Source organism: Lactococcus nasutitermitis (assembly GCF_018403765.1).
Lineage (GTDB): Bacteria > Bacillota > Bacilli > Lactobacillales > Streptococcaceae > Lactococcus > Lactococcus nasutitermitis.
This window is the reverse complement of the sequence record NZ_BOVQ01000006.1, coordinates 1-25,288: the sequence shown is the minus strand read 5'-3', so window position 1 is coordinate 25,288 and position 25,288 is coordinate 1. Positions and strand designations below refer to the sequence as shown.

The 25,288-nt window shown below is 38.9% G+C and carries 23 protein-coding genes and 6 tRNA genes; 5 read left to right on the top strand and 24 right to left on the bottom strand.

What is annotated here, in order from left to right; all coding sequences use genetic code 11:
* Positions 1-40: 40 nt before the first annotated feature.
* The 7 genes from KJS36_RS07415 to KJS36_RS07390 form a co-directional block, all read right to left on the bottom strand.
* Positions 41-289 carry a hypothetical protein gene (locus tag KJS36_RS07415; RefSeq protein ID WP_213536218.1) on the bottom strand — a complete coding sequence of 83 codons (249 nt, stop codon included), beginning with the start codon at positions 287-289 and terminating at the stop codon, positions 41-43.
* 29 nt (positions 290-318) lie between these two features.
* Complete coding sequence (locus KJS36_RS07410) at positions 319-564, bottom strand: hypothetical protein (protein WP_213536216.1); 246 nt, start codon at positions 562-564, stop codon at positions 319-321.
* Between the two features lie 25 nt (positions 565-589).
* Positions 590-991 (bottom strand): hypothetical protein, encoded by a 402-nt coding sequence (locus tag KJS36_RS07405; protein ID WP_213536214.1) that lies wholly within the window; start codon positions 989-991, stop codon positions 590-592.
* Complete coding sequence (locus KJS36_RS07400) at positions 988-1,647, bottom strand: VanZ family protein (protein ID WP_213536212.1); 660 nt, start codon at positions 1,645-1,647, stop codon at positions 988-990. The genes KJS36_RS07405 and KJS36_RS07400 overlap by 4 nt, the downstream gene beginning before the upstream one ends.
* An 86-nt stretch (positions 1,648-1,733) precedes the next feature.
* Positions 1,734-2,162 (bottom strand): Rgg family transcriptional regulator, encoded by a 429-nt coding sequence (locus KJS36_RS10900; RefSeq protein ID WP_280520336.1) that lies wholly within the window; start codon positions 2,160-2,162, stop codon positions 1,734-1,736.
* Entirely contained in the window at positions 2,128-2,592 is a 465-nt protein-coding gene (locus KJS36_RS10895; RefSeq protein ID WP_280520335.1) for a hypothetical protein, read from the bottom strand. The genes KJS36_RS10900 and KJS36_RS10895 overlap by 35 nt, the downstream gene beginning before the upstream one ends.
* A gap of 69 nt (positions 2,593-2,661) precedes the next feature.
* Positions 2,662-6,957 carry a 2-hydroxyacyl-CoA dehydratase gene (locus tag KJS36_RS07390; RefSeq protein ID WP_213536210.1) on the bottom strand — a complete coding sequence of 1,432 codons (4,296 nt, stop codon included), beginning with the start codon at positions 6,955-6,957 and terminating at the stop codon, positions 2,662-2,664.
* 360 nt (positions 6,958-7,317) lie between these two features.
* Here KJS36_RS07390 and KJS36_RS07385 point away from each other — a divergent pair, with 360 nt between their 5' ends.
* A complete protein-coding gene (locus tag KJS36_RS07385; RefSeq protein WP_213536208.1) occupies positions 7,318-7,932 on the top strand; it encodes a TetR/AcrR family transcriptional regulator in 615 nt (204 codons plus the stop codon).
* A gap of 21 nt (positions 7,933-7,953) precedes the next feature.
* On the opposite strand, the gene KJS36_RS07380 is transcribed toward KJS36_RS07385, so the two are convergent.
* Entirely contained in the window at positions 7,954-8,529 is a 576-nt protein-coding gene (locus tag KJS36_RS07380) for a TetR/AcrR family transcriptional regulator (protein ID WP_213536206.1), read from the bottom strand.
* Positions 8,530-8,676: 147 nt separating this feature from the next.
* Between KJS36_RS07380 and KJS36_RS07375 the strand changes: the two genes are divergently transcribed.
* A complete protein-coding gene (locus KJS36_RS07375; RefSeq protein WP_213536204.1) occupies positions 8,677-9,414 on the top strand; it encodes an SDR family NAD(P)-dependent oxidoreductase in 738 nt (245 codons plus the stop codon).
* 421 nt (positions 9,415-9,835) lie between these two features.
* On the opposite strand, the gene KJS36_RS07370 is transcribed toward KJS36_RS07375, so the two are convergent.
* The 4 genes from KJS36_RS07370 to KJS36_RS07355 form a co-directional block, all read right to left on the bottom strand.
* On the bottom strand, positions 9,836-10,060 hold the full coding sequence (locus KJS36_RS07370; RefSeq protein WP_213536202.1) for a hypothetical protein: 225 nt from the start codon (positions 10,058-10,060) through the stop codon (positions 9,836-9,838).
* Positions 10,061-10,204: 144 nt separating this feature from the next.
* The gene (locus KJS36_RS07365; RefSeq protein ID WP_213536200.1) at positions 10,205-11,350 is read right to left on the bottom strand and encodes an ABC transporter permease; all 1,146 of its coding nucleotides are present in this window, start codon (positions 11,348-11,350) and stop codon (positions 10,205-10,207) included.
* The gene (locus KJS36_RS07360) at positions 11,347-12,102 is read right to left on the bottom strand and encodes an ABC transporter ATP-binding protein (RefSeq protein WP_280520341.1); all 756 of its coding nucleotides are present in this window, start codon (positions 12,100-12,102) and stop codon (positions 11,347-11,349) included. Before KJS36_RS07360 ends, KJS36_RS07365 begins: the two co-directional genes overlap by 4 nt.
* A gap of 5 nt (positions 12,103-12,107) precedes the next feature.
* A complete protein-coding gene (locus KJS36_RS07355; RefSeq protein WP_213536196.1) occupies positions 12,108-12,818 on the bottom strand; it encodes a pseudouridine synthase in 711 nt (236 codons plus the stop codon).
* Positions 12,819-12,996: 178 nt separating this feature from the next.
* On the opposite strand from KJS36_RS07355, the gene mnmE reads away from it, so the two are divergent.
* Positions 12,997-14,364, top strand: coding sequence for a tRNA uridine-5-carboxymethylaminomethyl(34) synthesis GTPase MnmE (gene mnmE, locus KJS36_RS07350; RefSeq protein ID WP_213536194.1), 1,368 nt, complete (start codon positions 12,997-12,999; stop codon positions 14,362-14,364).
* Between the two features lie 127 nt (positions 14,365-14,491).
* Here the strand turns inward: mnmE and KJS36_RS07345 are convergent, their stop codons facing one another.
* Entirely contained in the window at positions 14,492-15,028 is a 537-nt protein-coding gene (locus tag KJS36_RS07345) for a TetR/AcrR family transcriptional regulator (protein WP_213536192.1), read from the bottom strand.
* Positions 15,029-15,194: 166 nt separating this feature from the next.
* Here KJS36_RS07345 and KJS36_RS07340 point away from each other — a divergent pair, with 166 nt between their 5' ends.
* Positions 15,195-16,340 (top strand): MFS transporter, encoded by a 1,146-nt coding sequence (locus KJS36_RS07340; RefSeq protein WP_213536190.1) that lies wholly within the window; start codon positions 15,195-15,197, stop codon positions 16,338-16,340.
* A 15-nt stretch (positions 16,341-16,355) separates the two neighbouring features.
* On the opposite strand, the gene recG is transcribed toward KJS36_RS07340, so the two are convergent.
* From recG to KJS36_RS07320, 4 genes are all read right to left on the bottom strand, one after another.
* Positions 16,356-18,353: an ATP-dependent DNA helicase RecG gene (recG, locus tag KJS36_RS07335; protein WP_213536189.1), complete on the bottom strand. Its 1,998-nt coding sequence runs from the start codon at positions 18,351-18,353 to the stop codon at positions 16,356-16,358.
* Positions 18,354-18,519: 166 nt separating this feature from the next.
* A complete protein-coding gene (locus tag KJS36_RS07330) occupies positions 18,520-19,011 on the bottom strand; it encodes a hypothetical protein (protein ID WP_213536187.1) in 492 nt (163 codons plus the stop codon).
* A 107-nt stretch (positions 19,012-19,118) separates the two neighbouring features.
* Positions 19,119-20,132, bottom strand: coding sequence for a type I glyceraldehyde-3-phosphate dehydrogenase (gene gap, locus KJS36_RS07325; protein WP_213536185.1), 1,014 nt, complete (start codon positions 20,130-20,132; stop codon positions 19,119-19,121).
* A 300-nt stretch (positions 20,133-20,432) separates the two neighbouring features.
* A complete protein-coding gene (locus tag KJS36_RS07320) occupies positions 20,433-20,945 on the bottom strand; it encodes a DUF536 domain-containing protein (protein WP_213536183.1) in 513 nt (170 codons plus the stop codon).
* Between the two features lie 151 nt (positions 20,946-21,096).
* Between KJS36_RS07320 and KJS36_RS07315 the strand changes: the two genes are divergently transcribed.
* A complete protein-coding gene (locus KJS36_RS07315) occupies positions 21,097-23,790 on the top strand; it encodes a cation-translocating P-type ATPase (RefSeq protein WP_213536180.1) in 2,694 nt (897 codons plus the stop codon).
* A 70-nt stretch (positions 23,791-23,860) separates the two neighbouring features.
* Here the strand turns inward: KJS36_RS07315 and KJS36_RS07310 are convergent, their stop codons facing one another.
* The 7 genes from KJS36_RS07310 to KJS36_RS07280 form a co-directional block, all read right to left on the bottom strand.
* On the bottom strand, positions 23,861-24,577 hold the full coding sequence (locus KJS36_RS07310) for a helix-turn-helix domain-containing protein (RefSeq protein WP_213536178.1): 717 nt from the start codon (positions 24,575-24,577) through the stop codon (positions 23,861-23,863).
* A 180-nt stretch (positions 24,578-24,757) separates the two neighbouring features.
* Positions 24,758-24,841, bottom strand: a tRNA-Leu gene (locus KJS36_RS07305).
* Positions 24,842-24,861: 20 nt separating this feature from the next.
* Positions 24,862-24,933, bottom strand: a tRNA-Gln gene (locus KJS36_RS07300).
* Positions 24,934-24,938: 5 nt separating this feature from the next.
* Positions 24,939-25,011: transfer RNA gene (locus tag KJS36_RS07295), tRNA-His, on the bottom strand.
* 10 nt (positions 25,012-25,021) lie between these two features.
* Positions 25,022-25,092, bottom strand: a tRNA-Trp gene (locus KJS36_RS07290).
* Between the two features lie 8 nt (positions 25,093-25,100).
* Positions 25,101-25,181 (bottom strand) — tRNA-Tyr (locus tag KJS36_RS07285).
* A gap of 31 nt (positions 25,182-25,212) precedes the next feature.
* Positions 25,213-25,285, bottom strand: a tRNA-Val gene (locus tag KJS36_RS07280).
* Positions 25,286-25,288: the final 3 nt, after the last annotated feature.

The window sequence follows — 25,288 nt, the reverse complement described above, 5'->3', positions numbered from 1 at the left end:
GCACGTCAACCAGAAAAAAAGCCACTTCACAGTGACTTTTTCATTTTTTGATTCTTTCTTTTCTGTAAAAATAGAGAGAAATCAAAAACGGAATGAGAGAAGGCAATATTAAATAAAATGTTCCACTATGAAGTAACGCTTGAAGCAAATGGCTTACTGGATTTGTATAAGCATAGGCATAATTTGAAATCAAAGGTCGCCCCTCAATACCAATCACCAAGCCTATAAAAGCCATAAGCAAACCTAAAGTAAAAAATATTTTTGCCGAATAATTTGATGCTTTTTTCATTAGAAAATCCTCCTACTTTAGAATACTTATTACTTACTGAATAACTTTTCTTTTCTATAAGCAATGACAGAAGCCAGACAGAGCATAATAACTGGAATTAACAAAAATGGTATTTTTGTATTGAAAAAGCCATCAATCCAAAGTAAAATTTTAGGCATACCAGTTCCATCTACACCAAAAGGAAATAGCATGAAGCCGATGACGAAGCCTCCTATTGTGAAAAGGACAGCAGATAACAATAAAACTAAACTAATATCATGATTTATTTTTTTCATTTTAGCTACCTCTTTTAAGAAAAAACTATTTTGTAAGTGAGCCTTGAATATTGTACGTTTGTCCCTTGTGTGCAGCATCAAATTCTAATCTATAGGTTCCGCTTGTTGCCTTCGTAGATAACGTTCCACTTGCCGTTCCATAAAAAGTTTTTTCGGCAACAGTTTCCCAACCATACCAAGCTGATTTTTCTATATAAACTTTTAATCCTACACCAAAATATTGCTCACAAACTTGTTGTTTATGATGGACTGTAATTGTTGTTGTTTTAGAAAGATAAGTTTTACTTAAACTCGATAGTCCAACATAACTTATCCCCCACCCTTGATAAGTAAAGAGTGTTGTTGATGCTTGAACAACCATTGCTCCAGTTAGTGAAAGCAATACAACAAGACTTGCAATGTTTAATTTAATCTTGAAATTATTCATGATACTTCCTCCTTATGCGTTGCATTTTTTCTTTTTAAAGTAATCATTATAAATTTTGAAGTCTTCTCTCCATGAACCCCAAAGAGATACAAACTTTCAAAGATAATAAATCCAAAGTAAATTCCTAATAAATTCGTCAAAATATCATCAATATCAAAAATACCTAGCTTAAAAATATATTGACTCACTTCCATTCCAAGTATGATAACAAGCCCAATTAAAAGCGATTTTTTCATTGATTTTATCTTAATATAAAAGTACATTCCTAATGGAATAAAAACAATGATATTCAATACGTTTACCACAAACCCTTGATTATACATACTAAAAAAATTAAGAGGGTTTAAATTAATTCCGCGAATACCAATTGATTTAAACATGATTGCTAAAAAAGTACACACGAAATATATCAACATTTCAGAAACAAGAAACTTTCTATAGAATTTCAACATCAACACTTGATAAAGATTGACAGCAAACAATAAAGTTATAGCAAAATAAAAAGTAAATAATAATCCAACATGATTAAACAGAAATTGGGTTCTGGACATTCCGACCAGTTGCTCACCAAATAAAACAAAGAATTTTATAAAAAGAAAGAAAAACAATACTGATAAAACAACCGTTAAAGACATTTTTACTATTTTTTTATCCATATTTTTGTCCTCCATGGATTGACTTATCTTTTATAATTTCATTATACCACGCAAAAACAACCGTTTTCAGAACTGAAAAAAATATTTTATTTTTTATTTTTCTTTTTAAAAACTTTAGTTTCTTGCTTATAAATTTCCTGATAATAGTCTGCTAAAACATCATTCCCCAACGTTTTATAAACGGCGATTGTATCTTCCATTTCTTGTTTGCCAGAAGTTTGTTCTCCAAACTTATAATTCCACAGCCCTTTTGTAAAAAGATACATACAACGAGGAAAAACGTCCTTTATATTTAAACGAATTTCCACATTTTCAATAAGTTTTTGTGAAATTTCTCTATTGCCATGATGGATTTCTCCCACAGCAGCGCGACAAATAATTTGAAAAATTTTTTCTCGATACTTGGGAACACTCATATAATGCACATTATTCTTTAAAAAATCTTTCAAGATAGAAGCACGCATCACACTTGAGAGTTGCTCAATCACGAAAGAAAGAAAGAATGGATAGTTCAAAAAAGCTCCACTCTGTAATTTCAAAAAGTTCATCTCTAATTTCTGCTTTTTCGAGTGCCGTCAATTCTCCCAAAAGATTTTTTATCGCTAATGAAATCAATCGTTGATTGTATTTTGTGCTTTCTTTATAGATTTCCCTTAACTTTTCATGGTTTTTTCGATAATTTGCCTCTTCAATTTGTTCACAAATCTCAATATAATAATCTGACTCAAAACCATTTGTAAAATATTCAAATTCTCCAACTTCAATTTTCATCAATTCTAATCCAGCATCAAGTTGATGGTAGCGCAAGATTTGTTCGCCATTTTCAAAGCGTGAAAGAGTTGACACACTAAGTCCTACCTCTTTGAAATCAGTTAATAAAAAGCGACGCTGTTCCCTCAATCTTGCAAAAGTTCCTCCATATTCCTTTGAAAATTTTTCTTCCATCTTTTAAATCTCCCAAGCTTGTGTATTCTATAAAATATTATAGCAAAAAAGCCACTTTACAGTGACTTTTTAAACATTTACAAGTTCCATAGCTTTTTCTGCTTCAACTTCTTGTTTGACTGCTTTTTTTGCGGTTGCCATCATCAGGCGGATACGGTTGAGCTGGTTGACAGCGGAAACGCCTGGGTCATAGTCGATGGGGGCGATATTTGCGCCTGCATATTGACGACGGAGTTCTTTCATCATCCCTTTACCGACGATATGGTTGGGCAAGCAACCAAATGGTTGCAGGCAGACGATATTTTTGACATCTTTTTGCAAGAGTTCAATCATCTCACCTGTCAAGAACCAACCTTCACCTGTATGGTTACCGACAGAGATGATATCCTCAGTATTTGCGGCAATCTCATAAATACTTTCGATACCATCAAAACGGTTGGATGCAATCAGTTGCTTGTTCATTGGTTTTTCCATCATGTTGATGATGCCAAGGAAAGTTTTGGCAAAGAGTTTATTTTTCTTAGCAAAGCCGATTTCATCTGTACGCCAGATTTGATTGTAAAGACTGTAGTTCATGAAGCCAATCAAATCAAGAACAACCGCTTCGCCTCCTTCTTCTTCAATGATAGAGACGATGTCGTTATTTGCCGTTTTACTGTACTTGACGAGGATTTCGCCGACAACACCGACACGTGGTTTTTTCACGTCAATGAGTTCAATCTCATCAAATTCTTTGATAATCCGTTTCATATTTTTGTTAAATTCAAAGATAGAAGCGGATTTGACATTGTGCTTCGCTTTTTCAAGCCATTTTGCATGAAGAGCATTGACCGAACCTGCGACAGCTTCGTAAGGACGTGTGCGATAGACAACGCGCTCAAAGAGGTCACCGTAAAGGACGGCAATCATGAAGCGAGTGACCATTGGCACAGTAAACTTGAAGCCTTCCGTTTTTTCAGTTCCTTTATTTCCCATTGAGAGGGAAACAACAGGAACTTGTGGGAAGCCAGCATCTATCAGGGCTTTACGGAGCAATGGAATATAGTTCGTTGCACGACAACCACCACCTGTTTGGCTCATCATGACGGAGGTGTTATTGACATCATATTCGCCCGACTGGAGGGCTTCAATGAGCTGACCAATCGTGATAATCGCTGGATAACAACTGTCGTTATTGACAAATTTCAGTCCGTTATTGACCGAAGTTTGTGTTTCTGGAAGCACAACGACATTGTAACCGGACTCAGCAAGCGCCACATCAAGCAGACCTTCTTGGTGAATTGGAGAAAGCATTGGCATGAGAAGTGTATGCTTTTTCTTCATTTCTTTGGTAAACATTGGTGTTTCTTGGACGAGTTCTTTGATTTCAGTCGTTGCTTCGATATTGTGTTTTGTCCGTTCGGAAACGGCAGCTTTTAAGCTACGCAGGCGAATGCGGACAGCGCCCATGTTTGAACCTTCGTCAATCTTGAGAACAGTATAAAGTTTGTTATGACCGCGCATGATTTCTTCGACTTGGTCGGTCGTAACGGCATCAAGTCCACAACCAAAACTGTTGAGCTGAACGAGTTCAAGATTTTTATTTTTACAGACAAATTGTGCAGCTGCATAAAGACGGCTGTGATAAACCCATTGATTGACAACACGAAGTCCTGCAACGTCTTCAAGATGTGAAATCGCATCTTCTGGAATAACATGGAAACCTTCCTGCGTAATGATATCAGCGATACCGTGGTTGATTTCTGGGTCAAGATGATAAGGACGACCAGCGAGAACAATCGCTTTTTCATTGTTCAGATTGACTTGCATCAGCAAATCTTCTGCCTTTTTGCGGAGGTCTTCTTTGAAATCTTCAAGGGCTTGATAACCGTGATTGACAGCTTCTGTGACCTTTTCTACTGGAATATCATAGCCTGCATTTGTCAGTGCCTTGGCAATATTTTCAGCAACTCCTGCTGGATTGGCAAGGTTAAGATAAGGGTGAAGATAGCCGACTTCGCCGTTTCGGATTTCATCAATATTGTTTTTGATAACTTCTGGATAAGACTGGACAATCGGGCAGTTATAGTGATTTTGTGCGCTCTTTTGTTCTTCTTGTTCAAAGAGGACAGATGGGTAGAAAATCGTCTTGACACCTGAATTTATCAGCGCCATGATGTGTCCATGTGTCATTTTCGCAGGATAACAAACGGTATCTGACGGGATTGTTTCAATCCCTTGCTCGAAAAGTTCTTTATCTGAGCGAGGGCTGAGAACGACGCGGAAACCAAGGTCAGTCAACATGGTGTGCCAAAGGGGATAATTTTCATACATATTGAGGACACGAGGAATGCCAATTTCGCCCATTGTTTGTTTTTTCTTGCTGAGGCTGTGGAATTTGAAGAGTTTGTTGTATTTGTAGTCAATGAGGTTGACTTTTTTATCACGTTTAGGGATTTTGACTTGTGTGGCTTTTTCTGAACCGCGTTCACAACGGTTTCCTGTGACGAATTTTGAGCCGTCATTGAAAACAGTGAGGGTCATTTTACAGTTATTTTCGCAAAGTCCGCAGACCATGAATTCTTTTTGCGTTTTGAAGTTTTCGAGTGCTTCGAGTTTCAACATGGCGGTTTCTTCGCCCGCTTTTTCATTATCAAGAGAAATCAGCGCACAACCGTAAGCACCCATAAGTCCTGCAATACTTGGACGAACAACCTCACGTTCGCTGATTTTTTCAAAGGCACGCAAAACGGCTTCGTTGTAAAAAGTTCCCCCTTGAACAACAATTTTTTCGCCGAGTTCTTCGGGACGTTTGACTTTGATGACCTTGTAGAGGGCATTTTTGATAACGGAGTAAGAAAGTCCTGCGGAGATGTCGCCAACTGTGGCACCTTCTTTTTGGACTTGCTTAACTTTTGAGTTCATGAAGACGGTACAACGCGAGCCGAGATTTACAGGGTGTTCTGCAAGGAGGGCAATTTGCGCGAAATCTTTGACATCATATTTCAGAGAATTGGCAAAAGTTTCGATAAAGGAACCACAACCTGATGAACAAGCTTCATTGAGCGAAATAGAGCTGAGGGCACCGTCAATAATCCGCATGGCTTTCATATCTTGTCCGCCGATATCGAGAATGAAATCGACACCTGGATTGAAATAATCAGCGGCTTTGTAGTGCGCCATCGTCTCGACTTCGCCGTAATCCACATGAAGTCCTGCCTTGATGAGATGTTCACCATAGCCTGTGACGGTTGATTTGGCGATATAGACATCTTCTGGGAGTTTTTTGTACACATCTTTGAGGACGGTAATGACAGATTCAAGCGGTTCGCCGTTGTTTGAGCCATAGTGGTCGTAGAGAATATTACCGTCAGCATCAATCAGGACGATTTTTGTGGTCGTTGAGCCGGCATCAATTCCAAGATAAGCTGCGCCGTGATGTTCTGAGAGCGCTTTGTAGCTGGCTGCTGCTTTGGCATGGCGCGCGCGAAATTCTTCAAGTTCTGCTTCGTCGTTGAAGAGTCTGTCCATCGTGTCTTTGGGAATTAAGCTGTCTGAGTTGTCATTTTCGAGACTGTGAATAAGCTGATTGGCTGTTTCTGTGCGTGTTTCTTCGTAAAGTGCCGCGCCCATGGCAACAAAAAGTTGCGGATTTTCTGGGAAAATCACGTTTTCAGGTTGGAGATTGAGCGTTTCGATGAAACGTTTGCGGAGTTCACTCATGAAATAGAGAGGACCACCGAGAAAAGCGACATTGCCTTTGATTTTGCGTCCGCTGGCAAGTCCTGCAATGGTTTGATTGACAACGGCTTGATAAATGCTGGCCGCGATATCTTCTTTGCGCACACCTTCGTTGAGGAGTGGCTGAACGTCCGTTTTTGCAAAAACGCCACAACGGCTGGCAATCGGATAAATCTTTTCGTAATTTTTGGCGAGCTCATTGACACCGTTCGCATCCACTTTGAGAAGGGCTGCCATTTGGTCGATAAATGCGCCTGTTCCACCGGCACACGTGCCGTTCATGCGGAGTTCTTGGCTGCCATTATCAAAGAAAGTCATCTTCGCATCTTCGCCACCAAGCTCAATCATGACGTCCGTTTCGGGAATGAACTTTTCAATGGTAATCGAGCTGGCGATGACTTCTTGAACGAAAGGTACGTCAATCACGTCGGCAAGTCCCATACCGCCAGAGCCTGTAATCGCAAGGGCAAGCTGAATGTCTCCTTGCTCTGCGATGAGGTCATTGAGAACTTTAACAGTTGCTGCTTTGACATCAGAAAAATGGCGCTCGTAGCGGCTGAATATTAGTTCTAAATTTTCATTGAAAACGACGAGTTTGACGGTGGTTGAGCCAACGTCAATCCCTGCTTTGTAAGTTTTTGTCATGAGAGTCTCCTAGTTATGCGAGAAATTTCACTTTTTCTGTTAAAAATTTTTTGATAGTTTTGTCAAAAATGTTTTCAGTCAATTTATTTTTAAAATCTGGAAATATTTTTTGACAGACTGTTGTTTATCATATCTTATGTTCATTTTAACACCTTTGAAAAATTTTGCAACCCTCAAAAATGCTGTGGTTGTCAGTTAAACAACGTTTTTTTGTATTGTGTTGATTATGGAAAAGATGTTTGACATGGTTCTAATATGTAAATTACAAAAAGTTATACTATAATATAAACAACGAAACTGCTTAACTTGTTGGATATCTAACATTTTGTCTGATGATGTTTATTAGAAAGGTTTTAAAAAATGGCAAAAACAGAAGATTTACGTGTGAAACGGACGCGAAAATTGATTACACAGGCATTTTTCGCATTGCTTAGAAGTAAGAAATTTGAGAAAATCAGTATTCAGGAAATTGCGGATAGTGCAATGATTAATCGTGCAACTTTTTACGCACATTATGCGGATAAACAGGATTTATATGATAGTTTGATTGATGATTTTTTGACGGATTTTGTTGCGGTTTTGGATGATATTTCGCCGATTGAGGGAAATAATGTCCACGTCAAAGATATCGAGGCACTTTTGACACGATTTTATGATTTTGTGCGCAAAAATCCAGAAATTGCGCAAATTGTGATTGATAAAGCGCAAGATCAGGCAATTATCAATCGGTTTTTAGAAATTTTGTCGGAGCGTTATGCGGAACTTTTTGCGAAGCTGGAAGTGCGCGAACAGGATGTTGAAGTGCCCATTGATTTTGTGTTGGCTTATATTTTATCAATATTGACAGGCACTTTGAAATGGTGGATTAGTCCGTCAAACACAATGCGGGCGAAGGATTTTGCACACTTGATTATCAAATTGATTTCTAATGGTCATTTGACTGTTTTGGGTGTGAATATCAATCGGGAAAATTAAAAAATATTTTTGACAGTTTTGTCAAAAATATTTTTTATTGCCATACAAGGCTGTCAAATACTGATGTGCGGTCATTTTATCAAGAAAATGATGTTTCAAAAAAATCCAATCAATGACAGACAGCAAGATTGACAAACAATGCTCAGAAACCAATTCCAGTGGTAAATCCGAGCTTTCAACATCACTTTCTTTCATCAGCTGCTGCGAGATTTTCCAAAAATAATTTCTGAGCGCTGCCTGCAAATAACCGTCTGCGCGATTGTGCTGGACGATTTTTTTGACAGAATTTTCATTTTCCAAAAGCAGGTCATAAAGTTTGTCAAAATGTTCGATAAGTGTAGGTAAATCAGGGACGAAAGGCAGATTTTGGGCTGTCAAATTTTTTGACAGTTCTGTCAAAAAAAATTCAAGCAAATCATACTTGTCGTCAAAATAATTATAGAAAGTTGAACGCGGATAATTCGCAAGCTGACAGAGCTGATTGACCGAAATATGTTCAAAATCCTGTTTTTTCAGTAATTCAATAAGTTGCGTCTGAAAATCTTTGAGAACGCGCTGATTGCCGCGTGTTAATGGTTTTGTCAAATTCTGTTTCATTATTTTCCTTTTGGTCAAATTTTGACAAGTGTCCAGATAACTACATTTGTCAAAATTTGACACTTTTTTCAAGATGTATTTTATTGTATCATGGTTTTAGGATTTGGACAAATGTCCAAATACAAACAACTGAATAAAGGAAAAACCATGAAAACAATCTTAATCACAGGCGGAACGTCTGGTGTTGGAAAAGCAATTTCCAAAAATCTCGCAAAACTCCCAGAAACAGAGCTTGTCATCGTCGGGCGAAATGAGGAAAAAGCCAAAAATGCTGTGAGAGAAATCCAAGAAAGTACGCAAAATCCCAATATTTCCTATCTTCTCGGTGATTTATCAGCTCCCAAACAAAATCGCCAAATTGCAAAGAAATTCAAGTTGCAACACAAAAAACTCGATGTCCTCATACATTCTGCTGGAAACATTGCAAAAACCGCTGAGGAAAATATTGCTGTCAACCTGCGCAGTCATTATCAGCTGACACAGCAGCTTTTGCCTGAGTTGACCGCTTCTGGCAATGCAAAAATTCTCATCATCACAGGCTTACCACAAGTCATTCGTCTCGCTCCCATTTTTGAGCAACAAAACACTACAATCACGCGCGGAATATGGCTTTTGACACACAAAACGTTACTTGTCAAATTACTAGCTGAAGAACTACAAGCCCATAAAATCTGCATCAACGCATTTTTCCCAGGCGACATCAAAAGTGACTTGATGCCCTACACGCGCGCCCTCACAAATGAGAAGCTGACGGACATCTCACAACTCCTCAATTCAACCATCACAGGACAATTTTTTGATGCAACTGGCAATCTCATCACATTAAATCCCCAAAAATATAGCCCAGAGCGAGCTAAAAAAATTTTAACAGCTTATTTGGGGTAAAAATAATTTTTGGAGAAAAAAGTTACTTTTTATAGTGACTTTTCAAATATTTATAAGTTCCACAACATCTTGTTTCCCTGGCTTTTCGGTATCCATCACAAGGCGTAGGCAACTAATCTCCAAATTAAATTAAACATCGTAGCAATAATTAAACAAAAAATTGTTACAACAATAATGCTTCCTAAATTTCCCGAATACAAATACATAATATAAATCGTTTCTAATATGATAAAAACAGCTAAAGTCATCATTTTTCTAAGTTTATTTTCATTTTTTCTTATCCTATCCAATACTTTTATATTCATACTAGCAATATTGTGACAATAGTATTCTATGCACATTTATTTGATAAATCTAGTGTAACACGAAAAAAGTAAATGCAGATATTCTGCATTTACTTTTATTTTTTTACATTTATCTTTCAAAAAATCATCATCAGCGCCTGAACGAGCAGATAAATTCCGTAAATAAGGACGACCAAGCCACTGACAATATTTATCCACATGAAAAACTTTTGCGGAAGACGACTTTTCAAAATTCCAATCAGCATGATAATGCGTTTGAGAATGAAGTATCTAGGAAGTCCACCAAAGTGGCTTCCGTCTGACCATTGACACTTTGCCTTTTGCTCTTGGTGCTTCAGCACCTAAGCAAACGGACATTCGTAGCGCAGTGCAGATAGTGGCTTGCCTTTTTTGCATTCGCTTTAGCGGATAGTCAAAACGAACAGCGTAGCTGATGAAATCAGCGGAGATACGGGCAGTGATACTTATAACACTAAAATTAGTTATCAGGTATGTCTCAAGCGTTTCAGTGAGAGGATATTGAGGAGATAAAGAAGGAGAGAAATCACAAGGAGAATGAGTAAATTAACCACAATATTGGAAAATCCTTCGCCTCGTTTAATCACGACTTGTAAGGCTTGGATGGCATAATAAACTGGAATGACATGAGCAATCCATTGCAAGGGTTCAGACATTGTGGAAACATTGATAATTCCTGAAAAGAGGAATTGTGGCACAATCACAATCGGGATAAACTGGACGAACTGAAACTCGGTTTTTGCCAAAGTAGAAAAAAGCAGTCCAGCCAGTAGCGCAATGAGCGCGAGCAAAAAGTTGATGATGAAAACCCAGATAAGATTACCATTGACCTGAACAGCAAGCACCCAATGACTAAAACTGACGATAACGGCTGTTTGTAGCAGAGCAAGAAGTCCGTAAGCCAGCGTATAACCTGCAACAATCTCACTTCGTTTCACAGGTGTTGTCAACATTCGCTCCAAAGTTCCGCTCGTGCGTTCATTGACCAGCGAAATACCAGAAATCAGAAAGACAAAGAAGAAGACAAATCCGCCAATGAAAGCTGGTGCTAAATCATTGAACGTGGACGGATTACTATTTCCATAGAGATAATGTGTGTGCAGACTTAAGCTCGTCGGATTTTGCAGATTGTTCAGCTTTGTCTTGATTTGCTGGGCAAGTGTGGGATTTGTTGTGACGAGCTGAGCAGTTAGTTTTTTGAGTGTATTTTGTGTGGCAATACTGGCGAATTTTGCTTGTGTTTCTTGGACAGCTTGTGTGACAAGTCCATCTATCACGCGACTTGAAGCGATTGACTGATTGGAAAAAGTGGTATCTACGCGCGTTTTGTCAATGACAATCACAGCATCAAGATTTTTTGAATTTATCGTGTGGCGCTGACTATTATTGACATGAAAAATCGTGAGTTTTTTGCTCGTTTTGAGAGCATTCACGAGTTCTGTATTTTCTGCACGATTATCAATTCCCACACGGTATTTGACATTTGACGGTGTTTGCATGAGAAAATACATCAAGGTCAAAATCAAAAGTGGCGCGATGAATAGTAAGGCAAGGGAGCGTTTATCTTCTCGACGTTGCAAAAGAATGCGACGAAAAATAGCAAAAATTCTCATAGTAAATCCTCACTTTCAAGTTCTTCACCTGCTTTGATAAAGGCTTCTTCAATGCTTGTGCTATTGTATTTTTCTTTGATTTCACTTGGGCTGCCTTGGGCGACAAAATGTCCTTGGCGCAGGAGCAAAACTTTGTCGCAGCGCTCAGCTTCGTCCATCACGTGTGTTGTCATGAGAATTGTCTTTCCGAGACTTGCTTGCGCGCGCAGTTCTTCCCAGATTTTCTGGCGCAGTTCTGGATCAATTCCAACTGTCGGTTCATCTAAGAGGAGCAAGGGAGCATCTGTTTGCAACGCAATCGCAAGAGACAGACGACGTTTCATTCCTCCTGAGTAGTTTGACAGCTTTTTTCCGAGGTCAGTTGTCAAATTGACTGTTTTTGCGGTTTTTGACAGTTCTGTCAAAAAATTTTGATGAGAAATTCCTTGTAAACTAGCGAAAAATTCCAGATTTTGTTGTCCTGTGAGTTCGTCAAAAAGTGCATCAGACTGCGCCATAAAACCAATTTTACTCATCATTTTTCTGTTTGGTATTTCTGTATTAAAAATCTCAATTTTTCCACTATTGACAGCTTGCATTCCGAGCAAACTATTGATAAATGTTGATTTTCCAGCACCTGACGGACCTATCAGACCTACTATTTCGCCTTCTTTGAGTTCGATGGACAACTTATCTAAAATGATGCTTTTGTCAAATTTGACAACAAGTTCTTTTACTGAAACAGGGTTCATTTTATCCCTCCATTTATCAATTTTATTTAATTTTTAAGTTCTTCTAATTCATGTGCCGTCAATGCACGATAATTGCCAGCTTCAAGTCGCATATCAAGCGCCAAAGTCCCCATGCGCAGGCGTTTTAAATAGATAACTTTCATATCAAGTGCGAGAAACATTCGCTTGACTTGATGATAAACACCGCGATGAATAATCAGGCGAATTTCGGAAATTTCGCTAGATTTTTCAATGAAAAGCTCGCCCGTGAAAGGATTTCCTTTTTCTCCGTGAAGTTCGATTCCCTCTGCAAAGCGCAGAACCGTTTCTTGCGTCACTCGTCCCTCAATCCGCGCGAAATACTCTTTTTCCACGTGCTTATGTGGACTGAGCAAATCATGCGCCAGCCCGCCATCATTGGTCAAAAATAGCAAACCCTCCGTATCTTTATCCAGCCGTCCAGCAGGAAAAATATCTGTCCGATAATCCTCGGCTGACAATAATTCTAGCACGGTTTTGTGCAAATTATCCTGTGTGACGCTGACCACTCCAGCAGGTTTATTCATCATATAGTAAAACAAGGTTTGATGATTGACCAAACTGTCGTCAAATTTGACAATATCTTGATTGGCATCTACTTGAAATTTATCTGTTTTGACAAGTTTGTCATTTACCCTGACACGCCCTTTTTTGATGAAAGTTTTGACTTCGGAACGCGTTCCCAAACCACTTTCTGCTAAATATTTATCGAGTCTCATGCTCTTATTATACAATAAAAGCCTATAAAGAGCAGAATTTTACAAGTTGAGAGAAAAAATTTTTTGACAGTTCTGTCAAAAATATAAACCACAAAAATAATATTTCGTTGTAAGACAAATCTTCTTTTTGCAGGTACAGATGGTTCTTTTTTTCTTGAAAATGAGGTAAAATAGATGAATGATAACAAAAGAATTTGACACGATTGCTGCGATTTCGACTCCTCTTGGTGAAGGCGCAATTTCGATTGTACGCATGAGCGGAAGCGATGCTGTGGCGATTGCAAATCGTGTGTTCCGTGGAACAGACTTGGCAAAAGTCGCCAGTCACACGATAAATTATGGACACATTGTTGATAAAGAAAATCTGCTAGATGAAGTGATGACAAGCGTTTTTCGTTCGCCAAAAACTTTCACGCGCGAGGATATTGTCGAAATCAACACACACGGCGGAATTGCCGTCACACAAGAAATTTTGCAACTTCTCATTCGGCAAGGTGCACGCCTCGCTGAGCCTGGCGAATTTACCAAACGTGCGTTTTTGAACGGCCGCATGGACCTCGCACAGGCAGAATCTGTCATGGATTTGATTCGCGCAAAAACGGACAAAGCCGCACAGATTGCGGTTAAACAGCTGGACGGTTCCTTGTCACATTTGATTGGCAACATTCGACAGGAAATTCTCGAAACGCTGGCACAAGTCGAGGTCAATATCGACTATCCTGAGTACGACGATGTTGAGACGATGACCAGTCAGATGTTACGTGAGAAAACAGCGGATTTCGAACATCTTCTGGCAAATCTTCTCGCGACTGCAAAACGCGGAAAAGTCCTGCGTGAAGGTATAAAAACAGCGATTATCGGACGTCCAAATGTTGGGAAATCAAGCCTGCTCAATCAGCTACTGCGCGAGGAAAAAGCGATTGTCACTGATATTGCAGGCACAACGCGCGACACAATTTCCGAGTTTGCCAATATCGGTGGAGTCCCCCTTGAGCTGATTGACACCGCTGGTATTCGTGAAACAGATGATATCGTTGAAAAAATCGGTGTCGAGCGCTCGGTCAAAGCCATGCAAGAAGCTGACCTTGTTTTGCTCGTGCTGGACGCGTCAGAAGCGCTGACAGAGCAAGATTTATTTTTGACAGAACTGTCAAAAAACACAAAACGCATCATTTTGCTAAATAAAACTGACTTACCAGAAAAAATCAACAGTTCCGAACTTTTTGACAAAACTGTCAAAATTTCTGCATTGAAAAATCAAGGTTTGGACAGCCTGTCAAAAAATATTTCCGAACTTTTCTTTGCCGGCGACCTGTCCGCAAGTACCGATGACATTGTCCTATCGAACGCCCGCCACATCACGCTCGTCGAACAAGCACTTCAAGCACTCAGCGAGGCAAATGCGAGCCTTGCAGCTGGCTTACCCGTTGACCTCGTCCAAGTTGACATCACGCGCTGCTGGCAACTTCTCGGAGAAATCACTGGTGACGCCGCACCTGACGAACTCATCACTCAACTCTTTAGTCAATTCTGCCTTGGAAAATAAAAAAATCGTGAAATTTCACGATTTTTTTTGACAGAACTGCCGTAGAGGCTAGAGAATTTATTCTCAGCCTTCTCGGACAGGGTGAACTTATAATGAAGTTGTAAGTTTGTACCCTGTCAAAAATAATTTATTCATAAAATCCTTTGACAACCATCCAAATCCGCTCAAATTTTTCCTGATAGTCCTCGTCCCATTCCGCCACAAAATAAGGATTCATCACTTTCGCAAAAATATCAAACAACGTCCGAATTTCCTTACGATTTTCAATCCCCGTTGCCTGCGCAAAACTCGCCATCAATTCACGCGAATGTTCCTGATTTGCCACAGTCTTATCCTCCAGAAACTCCGTATAAAGTGCAAACATTTCCGGTTCCGTCTGCAAAGCAAGAAATTTCCCCTCACAAAGCGCCCACAGCCAATCATGCACAATCTGAGCCTGCGTTGCCCCATCAGCCACCTCAAAAGGAAACAACTTTGCCGAAATCTTATCCGTATAATTCTTTGCCAGCGCCAGCCAAAGTTCCTCCTTATTTTTAAAATGTTTATACAACGCAGCTGCACTAATTCCCACATTCTGCGCAATTTCGCTCAAAGTCACATTCCCAAAACCATTCACCATCACTAGTTTTTCCGCCACTTGCAAAATTTTTTCTTTTGTTTTCATAATAAATTCAAGACCTGTTCAATTCCTTTCCTCCTCATTTTACCACTTTTTTCACCAAAAAAGTTATTTTTTCTTGACAAATTTAACCAAAAGCGATAAACTACATGAGAAAGTTAAAAATAAAGATATTTTTTAACTAAATAATTAACTAAAAAGGTCATCTAACATGAAAAAATTTTCTATAACATTCTTTTTAACTATCTTTCTCATCGGCACAGATTCTCTATTGATTTCCCCACTTTTACCCATTCTCGCCCAAAATTATCACATTAGCCTCGCCATTGCAGGATGGATGGTTTCCGCTTATGCACTAGGATATGCTATCTTTGCCTTGCTCGCAGGTCCATTATCCGAAGGAAAAAATCGCAAGCACATCATTCTTGCAGGACTTATCGGATTTGGACTCTCCACATTTTTCTGCGCTTTTGCGCCAAATTTTGCTTGGATGATTATTTTTCGTCTCTTTGCCGGAATTTCCGCAAGCTTCATCATGCCACAAATTTATGCCGCCGTCCCCACTTTAGTTGATGGACAAAATCGGATAAAACTCATGGCAACGATTGGCGCTGGTGTATCCGTATCAGCTATTGCCGGTGTTCCTATCGGCTCAGTCCTTGCTTCTATCATTTGGCAATTTCCATTTATTATTATTGCCCTCTTATCTGCCATTCTTTTTATCATTTTAGCCAAACTTTTACCTACTATCCAAACGCCAAAACCAATCAACCACTCATTTTTCAGCCCTTATCGACACATTTTTAGCAATCAACGTACCAGACTCTATTTTCTCGCACTCCTTATCTTCTTCATTGGTGTTTACAGCAACACAACATTCATCGGCACTTGGTTAGCAAAAGGTTTTCATCTCCCTGTAGAAATTATCGGATTTGCCATGCTTTTTCTCGGTGTCGGACAACTTTTAGGCTCCATTCTCAGCCCACGACTTACCCTACATTTTGGAAGTAGTAAACTTCTAAGTCTCGTTTTACTCACTATCGCCATCGTCTTCTTTTTCGTCCCTTTTTCAACTCATCTTGTCCTTGCAATAGCCACACTTTTCATCTTTTTCCTTCTTGGCGGTATTCAATTTCCACAATGGATGACCCTCATTCAAGAAAGTTCCCCACAAGCGCTGGGTACAACTTCAAGCCTCTTTTCAGCCACGGTTTATCTCGCTTCCACTATCGGCGGTATTGCAGGCGGTACATTATTTATCAGTTTCCCGCATTTCTTCGGAGTAAGCTGGTTTTCATCTCTAGGTGCATTGATTGCTTTTCTCATCTTAGTTCGTATTAAAACAAAAAAATCGTGATATTTCACGATTTTTTCAATCAAAACCATCACCCACTTGAACCTGAGCAATCAGCTCATGATAATTTTCTGGTGTTTTAAAAATTTCCACAGCCTCAGCACGCGCGACTTCTAAGATATTATAATCATTAACAATATCAGCCACCGCAAACTCAGGAATCCCAGATTGACGCACTCCAAAAATCTCACCTGAACCACGCATTTTCAAATCTTCCTCAGCAAGCGTAAAGCCATTTTGCGTTTGAGTCATGATTTGCATCCGTTTTTTTCCACTATCAGACTTCGGATTTGCCACCAAAATAGCATAAGACTTTTTCATTCCTCGTCCTACACGACCGCGCAGCTGATGAAGTTGCGACAGTCCAAACCTATCAGCATCCATAATTACCATAATCGTTGCATTTGGCACATCAACACCAACTTCAATCACTGTCGTTGACACCAAAATATCCGTTTTTCCATCTTTGAAAGTCTGCATAATCTCATCTTTTTCAGTATTTTTCATTTTACCATGCAGCAAAGCAACTGTACTTTTAGGAAATTCTGCTAACAACTCTGCAAATAGTTCCTCAGCATTTTTCAAATCAAGCATTTCAGATTCTTCAATCAACGGACTCACAAAATAAATCTGAGCGCCATCCGCCAGCTCACTGTGAATCCATTTTAAAACATCTGGCAACTGCTGATGCTTAACCCAACGTGTCGTAATCGGCTGACGACCTTTTGGCAATTCATCAATAATACTCACATCCATATCACCAAATGCAGTAATTGCAAGCGTCCGCGGAATAGGGGTTGCAGTCATCATCAATACATCAGGATTTTGCCCTTTTTCCCGCAAAATTTTTCGCTGATTAACTCCAAAACGATGCTGTTCATCAGTAATCACAAGTCCCAGATTATAAAACTCCACTCCTTCTTGTATCAATGCGTGCGTCCCAACAACCATATGAGTACGTCCAGAAGCAAGACTTTCCAACACTTCTCGACGTTCAGCAACTTTTAGTCCTGATACAAGCAAAGAAATATTCAACTCTGGAAAAAGTTGTTTTAGATTGGCAAAATGTTGCCTTGCCAATATTTCTGTGGGAACCATGATTGCCGACTGAAAATTTGCCAAAGCAGCTGCATACATCGCAAGTTCAGCAACAACCGTCTTCCCCGAACCAACATCTCCTTGCAAGAGACGGTTCATGTGATAAGGACTTTTCATATCCGACAAAATCTCTGTTAAAGCTGACTGTTGAGCCTTTGTGAGTTCAAAAGATAACTCAGCAATCTTTTCATCCATTTCTTTCTGCTCAATGATAACGGAAATTCCTTCACGTCCAGATTTTTCTTTATTTTTCAACGCTTGAAGTTTCAACTGAAAAAAGAATAATTCTTCAAACTTTATCCGTCGTAATGCTTGTTTATGAGCTTGCATATCCTGTGGAAAGTGCATTGCATAAACTGCTTCTTGACGTGGCATAAGACGATATTTTTTTATCAGATAGTCTGGCAAATTTTCTGATAAATCTTTCAAAATATCTGCATCAAATACTGCCTGAATGAGTTTTACAAGTGTTGATTGCTTCACACCAGCACTCACATGATAAACAGGTGAAAAACCATCATCTGCTTGCGCCACAACTTTTGTTCCTAAAAGCTGCTGTTTGGCAAGTTCCCATTTACCATAAACAGCAATTTCTTTCCCAACTTCAACCTTATCTGCTAAATAAGGCTGATTAAAAAAACTGACCGCAATAATTGCATCATTTTGCTTAATTTTAAAAGATAAACGATTGCGCTTAAAGCCATAATACTGTACATTTGCAGGTGTCACAACTTCACCAATAATTGTCGCTTTTTCTCCATCAAGCAACTCAAAAACGCTACGGCTCGCAAAGTCATCATAGCGAAATGGAAAATATAAAAGTAAATCTTGCACCGTAAAAATCCCCAACTTCTGATAATTTTCCAGAGATTTAGGACCAACACCTTTTAAATATTGAATACTATCTGTGAGTTTCATATTTCTATTATAACACATACCATAAAGCGACGATATTTCGCTTTATGGTATGCTAATAAGAAAGCTAGGAAGTCCGCCATAGTGACTTCCGCCTGACCGTTAGCGACTTTGTTGCTTTACGGGCAGTGCTTTTTATACAATAAAAACGATGTTTCCATCGTTTCATTCAATCTTCGATTTGTTCGCTATGTTCTTGATGTTTTGCTACAAAAGTCATGATAAAGCTCACTCCTTTACCTGCCGAAAGAATAACACCCAAAATATCAACTATCATATAAGCAATAGAAGTTCCAAATAATTCACGTGTATTAGGCGAAGCAAAACCAATTAAAGCAAACAGAACGCCAATAGCTGAAAAAATTCCCATGACAAGTAAGAAAATTGACCAACCATAACCTGATTTTTTATCCATTTTCACAAAAGCCAACCAGTAAAGAACAAGAAATATAAGCCCTATAATAACTGAAATGACAAGCGTAGCATTAGAAATTGATTGAGCAAGCGATTGAGATTGAGAATCTATCCCCGCATTTTCATAAACTTTATGTATGACAGGCTTTGAAACTGCACTACTTATCAGACTAATCAGAACTCCAACAGAAGCAATAATCGCACCTATAAAGGCCCATAATTTTGGTTTTGACATTTTCTTTTCCATAAAAGTTTTCTCCTAAAATAGTATTTTCTACCATCATTATAGCATTTTTATATTTTATTAACACAAAAAAACTGTCCGAAGACAGTTTTTTACTCAATTTACTAAAATTATTTAGCGATTTTAGCGAAGTATTCAAGAGTACGAACAAGTTGTGAAGTGTAAGACATTTCATTGTCATACCAAGCAACTGTTTTAACGAGTTGATCGTCACCAGCAGTTGTAACTTCAGTTTGTGTTGCGTCAAAGATTGAACCGTGGCTTTCACCAACGATATCTTTAGAAACGATTTGATCTTCTGTGTAAGCATAAGAATCGTTTGCAGCAGCTTTCATAACTGCATTGATTTCGTCAACTGTAACTTTCTTATCAAGGATAGTTACAAGTTCAGTCAATGATCCTGTTGGAGAAGGGATACGTTGAGCATGACCTTGAAGTTTGCCGTTCAATTCTGGCAATACAAGACCGATAGCTTTAGCAGCACCAGTTGAGTTAGGAACGATGTTTTCAGCAGCAGCACGTGCGCGACGGAAATCACCTTTACGATGTGGACCATCAAGAAGCATTTGGTCACCAGTGTAGCTGTGAACTGTAGTCATTGTACCAACTTTGATACCGAAGTTCTTGTTAAGAGCGTCAGCCATTGGTGCAAGACAGTTAGTTGTACATGAACCAGCTGAAATAACTGTTTCAGTTCCATCAAGTTCGCTGTGGTTAGTGTTGAAAACGATAGTTTTAACATCAGATCCACCAGGTGCTGTGATAACAACTTTTTTAGCTCCGCCATTAGCGTGCAAGTGTTTTTCAGCTGCAGCTTTTGTTGCAAAGAAACCAGTTGCTTCAAGCACGATTTCTACGCCTTCGCCAGCCCAGTCGATTTGTTCAGGATCACGTTCTTGAGTAACTTTTACAAAGTTACCGTTCACTTTGAATCCACCTTCAGCAACTTCAACTGTACCATCGAATTTACCTTGAGTTGAATCATATTTCAACAAGTGAGCAAGCATTGCTGGATCTGTAAGATCGTTGATTGCTGCAACTTCGACACCTTCAACATTTTGAATACGACGGAATGCAAGACGTCCGATACGACCGAAACCGTTAATACCAACTTTAACTACCATGAGTAGTTGCCTCCTTATAGGAATTTTATTTTATAAAAGGATACCCTTTTAATTGATTAAGTTAAACATTTAACTTACATTATTATTTTAACACTTTTTGGAAATTTTGCAAATAAAAACTTCCTAAAATCCCTATAGTTAGCGGATATGTGCCGTTATCAGTATGAAAATGATTACATGAATTTGTTAGACATTTTATATTTTTGACAAAATTGCCGTAGGGGCTAGAGAATTTATTCTCAGCCTTCTCGGACAGGGTGAACTTATAACGGAGTTATTAGTTTGTATTCCTGTCAAAAATTATTTTCCAAATAATCGAGCAAAAAAACCATGATTTTTTTCAGATTTCATCTGTGTTTGTAGCTCATCAAAAAAAGATTTCTGGTCCATCAATGCTTTTTCCATCAATTCTTGTTGCTTTTTGATTTGTAAATCTTTTTCAGATATCTGCGCATCTTTGACAGATAACTGCTCATCTTTTGACAAAAGTTGCTGATTCAAACGATCAATCTCAGCATTTTTATCCTTCATCAAAGCACTTATCATCTCATAAGCCGCCGAGGTTGCATCATCATTTTGAAGCGCCAGTTCAGTTGTAGCTTCATTTTTCTCGTTATCCACAACTTCCGCTTCCGCCGTGACAACTTTTCCATAAAGATGTTCCAATTCACGAATTCCCTCAGCATTCGCAACCGTAACATTCTTCTCATTTTTTTCCACAAACTGACTATCCAACGATTTCACTCGTTTATTCATTGCTTGTCGCGTCACTCCAAAAAGTTCTGCCAATTCACTTACTGTTTTTGTTTCCATATGCTCTATAATACCATATTTCCTACCATTTTAACAGTCTTTTTCTACGATTTTCAACAATATTTTTAAATTTTTCTAGTATATTATTAAGAAATAAATGAAAAACAAATTATAATTAAATTATAAACACTTAAAAAGGAAAGGACAAAATATGAATTTCAAAACCGAATCCACAGAAAAAATCAAAAATTTTTTCCAAGTAAATATTAACACAGGCTTATCTCAACAACAAGTCCAAGAAAACCGTAATATCTATGGTAAAAATGAATTTAACGAACAACAAACTGCCAATATATTTCAAAAAATAGGTCATCATCTTCTTGAACTGATGAACATCATCCTCCTACTTGTAGCCTTACTTTCAGCCTACCTAGCTTTCATCAGCAACGGAAATTACACAAAAACAGTTGTCGTCTTACTTATCGTTATCATCAACGTAAGTATATCAATTTTTCAAGAAAATCGAGCAGAAAATGCACTTTCAGCCTTAAAAAAACTCTCCTCACCAACTTCAACCATTCTACGTGACGGACGTTTACAAACAATCCCCTCAACAGAACTAGTCGCCGGAGATATTATCCAACTTAACGCAGGAATGCAAGTTGGTGCTGATATCCACCTCCTCAGTTCAAATTCCCTGCAAATCGACGAATCCTCATTAACCGGCGAATCAGAACCGATTGATAAAGACGCAACCATCCAAATTACCGAAGAAGTTCCGCTTGGTGACCAGCTCAATATGGTTTTTTCAGGAACAAATGTCCTCAACGGTACCGCTCAAGGTATCATCGTTGCTGTCGGAAATCAATCACAGATGGGACAAATCGCCACACTCATCGAAGAACAAGTAAAAGGTAAAACGCCACTTCAAAAAAGAATTGACACACTCGCAAAACGTCTGACTGCGATTGCCTTTGGTGCAGGCGTCTTAATTTTCGTAGTCAATATTCTTCTTGCTGATATTCCACTCATTGACAACCTCATGACTGCCGTTGTCCTCGGAATTGCCGCCGTTCCCGAAACTTTACCTGTCATCGTCACTCTCAGCCTCATTTATGGCGTCGAAAATATGGCACATAAACGAGCGATTATCCGAAACATTCCCGCCGTAGAAACACTAGGAAATGCCACCGTGATTGCTTCTGACAAAACAGGAACACTCACGCAAAATCAAATGACCATCCAAAAACTCTGGCTCTCTGGAAAAGACATCTGGACTGGTGGACATTTATCTGACCATGAAGCAACGCTCATGCAAAATTTTGCTTACGCATCCGATGCCACAGCTCAATTAAAAGATGGAAAATGGGAAATTCACGGAGACCCAACAGAAGCAGCAATTATCCGTTTTCTCATCTCTCATGACATCTATCATCCAGAAAAAGCGCCAAAACGAATTACCGAATTACCATTTGATAGTAGCCGTAAGAAAATGTCCGTTGTTATTCCTCATCCTCAATATAGCGGACGTTATCTAGTTCTTACTAAAGGCGCCTTTGACCGCCTCGCTCCAAGCAGTCAACACGCAACTCACCATCCTATTCTCAATATTGATGGCACTTCTGCCTTACAAGCCAATCCAGAAGAAGAATTACTCTTTGAAGCCCAACAAATCCATGATGAGTTCGCTGATAATGCCCTCCGTGTCCTTGCCTTAGCTTACAAAATCATTGATGAAATACCAAAAAACCTAGCAGAACTCGAGGAAAATCTCAACTTCTTAGGCATCATCGGCATGATTGACCCACCAAGAAAAGAATCTAAAGCCGCCGTCAAAGAAGCTAGAGAAGCCGGTATTAAACCGATTATGATTACCGGAGATCACGCTCTCACTGCCAAAGCAATTGCCAAAGAACTCGATATTTATCGTTCAGGAGATGATGTTGTCGATGGCAAAACATTATCCAATCTCACAGATAATGAACTCAAAGAAAATATCGAAAAAATCTCCGTTTATGCCCGTGTCAGCCCCGAAGACAAGTTACGTATCGTTAAGGCTTGGCAAGATAAGGGTGAGATTGTCGCAATGACGGGTGACGGTGTCAATGATGCTCCTTCTCTCCGCGCAGCAGACGTTGGAACAGCTATGGGTATAGCTGGCACAGAAGTTGCAAAATCCGCCTCAGATATTGTCTTAGCAGATGACAATTTCGCCACCATCGTCAGCGCCATTCGCGAAGGAAGACGTGTCTATGCAAACATCAAAAAGACGATTTACTACCTTCTCTCTGCTAATGTGGCCGAAATCCTAATCATGCTTCTCAGCGCACTTGCAGGTTGGGGACTTCCATTTACAGGCTTACAACTCCTCTATATTAACGTACTAGCTGATGGTATTCCTGGCTTTGGCCTCTCACGTGAAAAAGCTGGTGCTCACCTCATGCAACAACCACCAATCGGTGTTAAAGAAAGTCTATTCTCCCGTGGAGTAAGTAAACGGATAGCAGTCTGCTCCAGTACTTTCATTATCATCTCTCTCATAGGCTTTTACATAGGAAAATTCATCGAAATAAACGGAATCACTCCAAGCCACACCTTAGGACAAACAATGGCATTTGTCATCTTAACCCTTGCCTCAACAATCAACGTCTATAATGCAAGAAGTAACAAATCAATCTTCAAAAACGGACTAACAAATAACAAAATGATTTTTGGTACAACACTTCTTTCACTCCTTATCACAATCATCTTTACTCAAACACCATTCCTCATGAACATCTTGGAAATCACAAGTCTCAGTCCTATTCACTGGCTAATAGCCATTAGCCTCTCACTCATCAGTATCCTAACCATAGAAATCACCAAATTTATTCTCAATAAACAAGGAAAAAATTTCATTGGCTAAATCAAACTAAATATAAAATTCCTTCCTATGTTGATAGGAGGGAATTTTATATTTTAAAGAAAATCAACACCTATTTATTACTTTCAGCATCCAGAATTAATCTTTTATTTGATTCAGGACCTCCTAAGAAGATATTTTTATGTATATTATAGTTTTCTTTTCTCCCATTAACGATATTTTGTCCCACAAAACTATGAATTACCAATTTCTTCAAGTTTTTATTATTTCGTAAATTACTAAATATATTAATCGAATTTTTTACTTGAAAATCAACATATACATCATTATTCTTATAGATATTTCCCCCATCAACTACCATATCAAAAGTATGTAATGGATCATTCATTTTAACAAAAACATAGTATTTATAATCTTTACCAATTTCTTTTCCATCAACAATCCTTGAATTAATTGCTACTTTTTCTACTTTTATAATTTTCACATTTCTAGGATTCATTACACTAATCTGATTATTCCATATAGAAATAATTCCTCCCGCAACCACAATGACCAGAACCACTAATGCCAAAATAAAACTTTTTAATCTCCGTTTATTCCGTGTATCAAAAGTCAATTTTTTAATCATTTTTTCATCCTCTCTTAAAAGAAAATCAAGAGGAACTTCAAAATAATCACTGATTTCTACAATCATTTGCAAATCAGGATAGCTCCTCCCCGTTTCCCAGCTAGATATTGTTGTTCTCGAAACGTGCAAAAGCTCAGCAAGTTTCTCTTGAGTTACCTTTTTATCAGCCCTTAGCTGTTTTAGTTTTTCAGATAATTCCATATAACTCCTTTCTCCATAAATTCTAACAAGAATCTTCTCATAAACCTAGATAATAAAACAAACATCCGTAAAAAATTCTGACAAAATTCTTGTCATTCCTTTCATACCAAGGTTTATACCTAATTAAAATACTATTATAAAAAATCAGCTTAACCAAAAGGTTAAGCTGATTTATTCTTATGCCCGGAGCCGGGGTCGAACCGGCACTCCCGTGAAGGAACCAGATTTTGAGTCTGGCGCGTCTGCCAATTCCGCCATCCGGGCAAACAAACTATTCAAGTAAACTGGGATAGCTAGATTCGAACTAGCGCATGAGGGAGTCAAAGTCCCTTGCCTTACCGCTTGGCTATATCCCAAAATAGGCGAATGAGGGGAATCGAACCCCCGAATGCCAGTGCCACAAACTGGTGTGTTAACCACTTCACCACATTCGCCATAGTGCAACACGGGCAGCAGGAATTGAACCCACACCAAAGGTTTTGGAGACCTTTGTACTACCTTTATACTATGCCCGTACAAAATATGGAAGGGGGGGGATTCGAACCCTCGAACCCGAAGGAGCGGATTTACAGTCCGCCGCGTTTAGCCTCTTCGCTACCCTTCCAAATTATACAATTTTTGGTTCATTTAAACCATGGGAGTTAACGGGATCGAACCGCTGACCCTCTGCTTGTAAGGCAGATGCTCTCCCAGCTGAGCTAAACTCCCCAA

What these genes read in the sequence shown, in the direction of transcription:
- KJS36_RS07355 (WP_213536196.1), bottom strand. Translation starts at nt 12,818, where the DNA reads ATGAGACTCGATAAATATTTAGCAGAAAGTGGTTTGGGAACGCGTTCC.
- KJS36_RS07365 (WP_213536200.1), bottom strand. Translation starts at nt 11,350, where the DNA reads ATGAGAATTTTTGCTATTTTTCGTCGCATTCTTTTGCAACGTCGAGAA.
- KJS36_RS07405 (WP_213536214.1), bottom strand. Translation starts at nt 991, where the DNA reads ATGAATAATTTCAAGATTAAATTAAACATTGCAAGTCTTGTTGTATTG.
- KJS36_RS07415 (WP_213536218.1), bottom strand. Translation starts at nt 289, where the DNA reads ATGAAAAAAGCATCAAATTATTCGGCAAAAATATTTTTTACTTTAGGT.
- KJS36_RS07320 (WP_213536183.1), bottom strand. Translation starts at nt 20,945, where the DNA reads ATGGAAACAAAAACAGTAAGTGAATTGGCAGAACTTTTTGGAGTGACG.
- KJS36_RS07330 (WP_213536187.1), bottom strand. Translation starts at nt 19,011, where the DNA reads ATGGAAAAGAAAATGTCAAAACCAAAATTATGGGCCTTTATAGGTGCG.
- KJS36_RS07380 (WP_213536206.1), bottom strand. Translation starts at nt 8,529, where the DNA reads ATGAAACAGAATTTGACAAAACCATTAACACGCGGCAATCAGCGCGTT.
- KJS36_RS07310 (WP_213536178.1), bottom strand. Translation starts at nt 24,577, where the DNA reads ATGGAATTATCTGAAAAACTAAAACAGCTAAGGGCTGATAAAAAGGTA.
- recG (WP_213536189.1), bottom strand. Translation starts at nt 18,353, where the DNA reads ATGAAACTCACAGATAGTATTCAATATTTAAAAGGTGTTGGTCCTAAA.
- mnmE (WP_213536194.1), top strand. Translation starts at nt 12,997, where the DNA reads ATGATAACAAAAGAATTTGACACGATTGCTGCGATTTCGACTCCTCTT.
- KJS36_RS07400 (WP_213536212.1), bottom strand. Translation starts at nt 1,647, where the DNA reads ATGGATAAAAAAATAGTAAAAATGTCTTTAACGGTTGTTTTATCAGTA.
- KJS36_RS07410 (WP_213536216.1), bottom strand. Translation starts at nt 564, where the DNA reads ATGAAAAAAATAAATCATGATATTAGTTTAGTTTTATTGTTATCTGCT.
- KJS36_RS07345 (WP_213536192.1), bottom strand. Translation starts at nt 15,028, where the DNA reads ATGAAAACAAAAGAAAAAATTTTGCAAGTGGCGGAAAAACTAGTGATG.
- KJS36_RS07375 (WP_213536204.1), top strand. Translation starts at nt 8,677, where the DNA reads ATGAAAACAATCTTAATCACAGGCGGAACGTCTGGTGTTGGAAAAGCA.
- KJS36_RS07390 (WP_213536210.1), bottom strand. Translation starts at nt 6,957, where the DNA reads ATGACAAAAACTTACAAAGCAGGGATTGACGTTGGCTCAACCACCGTC.
- gap (WP_213536185.1), bottom strand. Translation starts at nt 20,132, where the DNA reads ATGGTAGTTAAAGTTGGTATTAACGGTTTCGGTCGTATCGGACGTCTT.
- KJS36_RS07340 (WP_213536190.1), top strand. Translation starts at nt 15,195, where the DNA reads ATGAAAAAATTTTCTATAACATTCTTTTTAACTATCTTTCTCATCGGC.
- KJS36_RS07315 (WP_213536180.1), top strand. Translation starts at nt 21,097, where the DNA reads ATGAATTTCAAAACCGAATCCACAGAAAAAATCAAAAATTTTTTCCAA.
- KJS36_RS10895 (WP_280520335.1), bottom strand. Translation starts at nt 2,592, where the DNA reads ATGGAAGAAAAATTTTCAAAGGAATATGGAGGAACTTTTGCAAGATTG.
- KJS36_RS07385 (WP_213536208.1), top strand. Translation starts at nt 7,318, where the DNA reads ATGGCAAAAACAGAAGATTTACGTGTGAAACGGACGCGAAAATTGATT.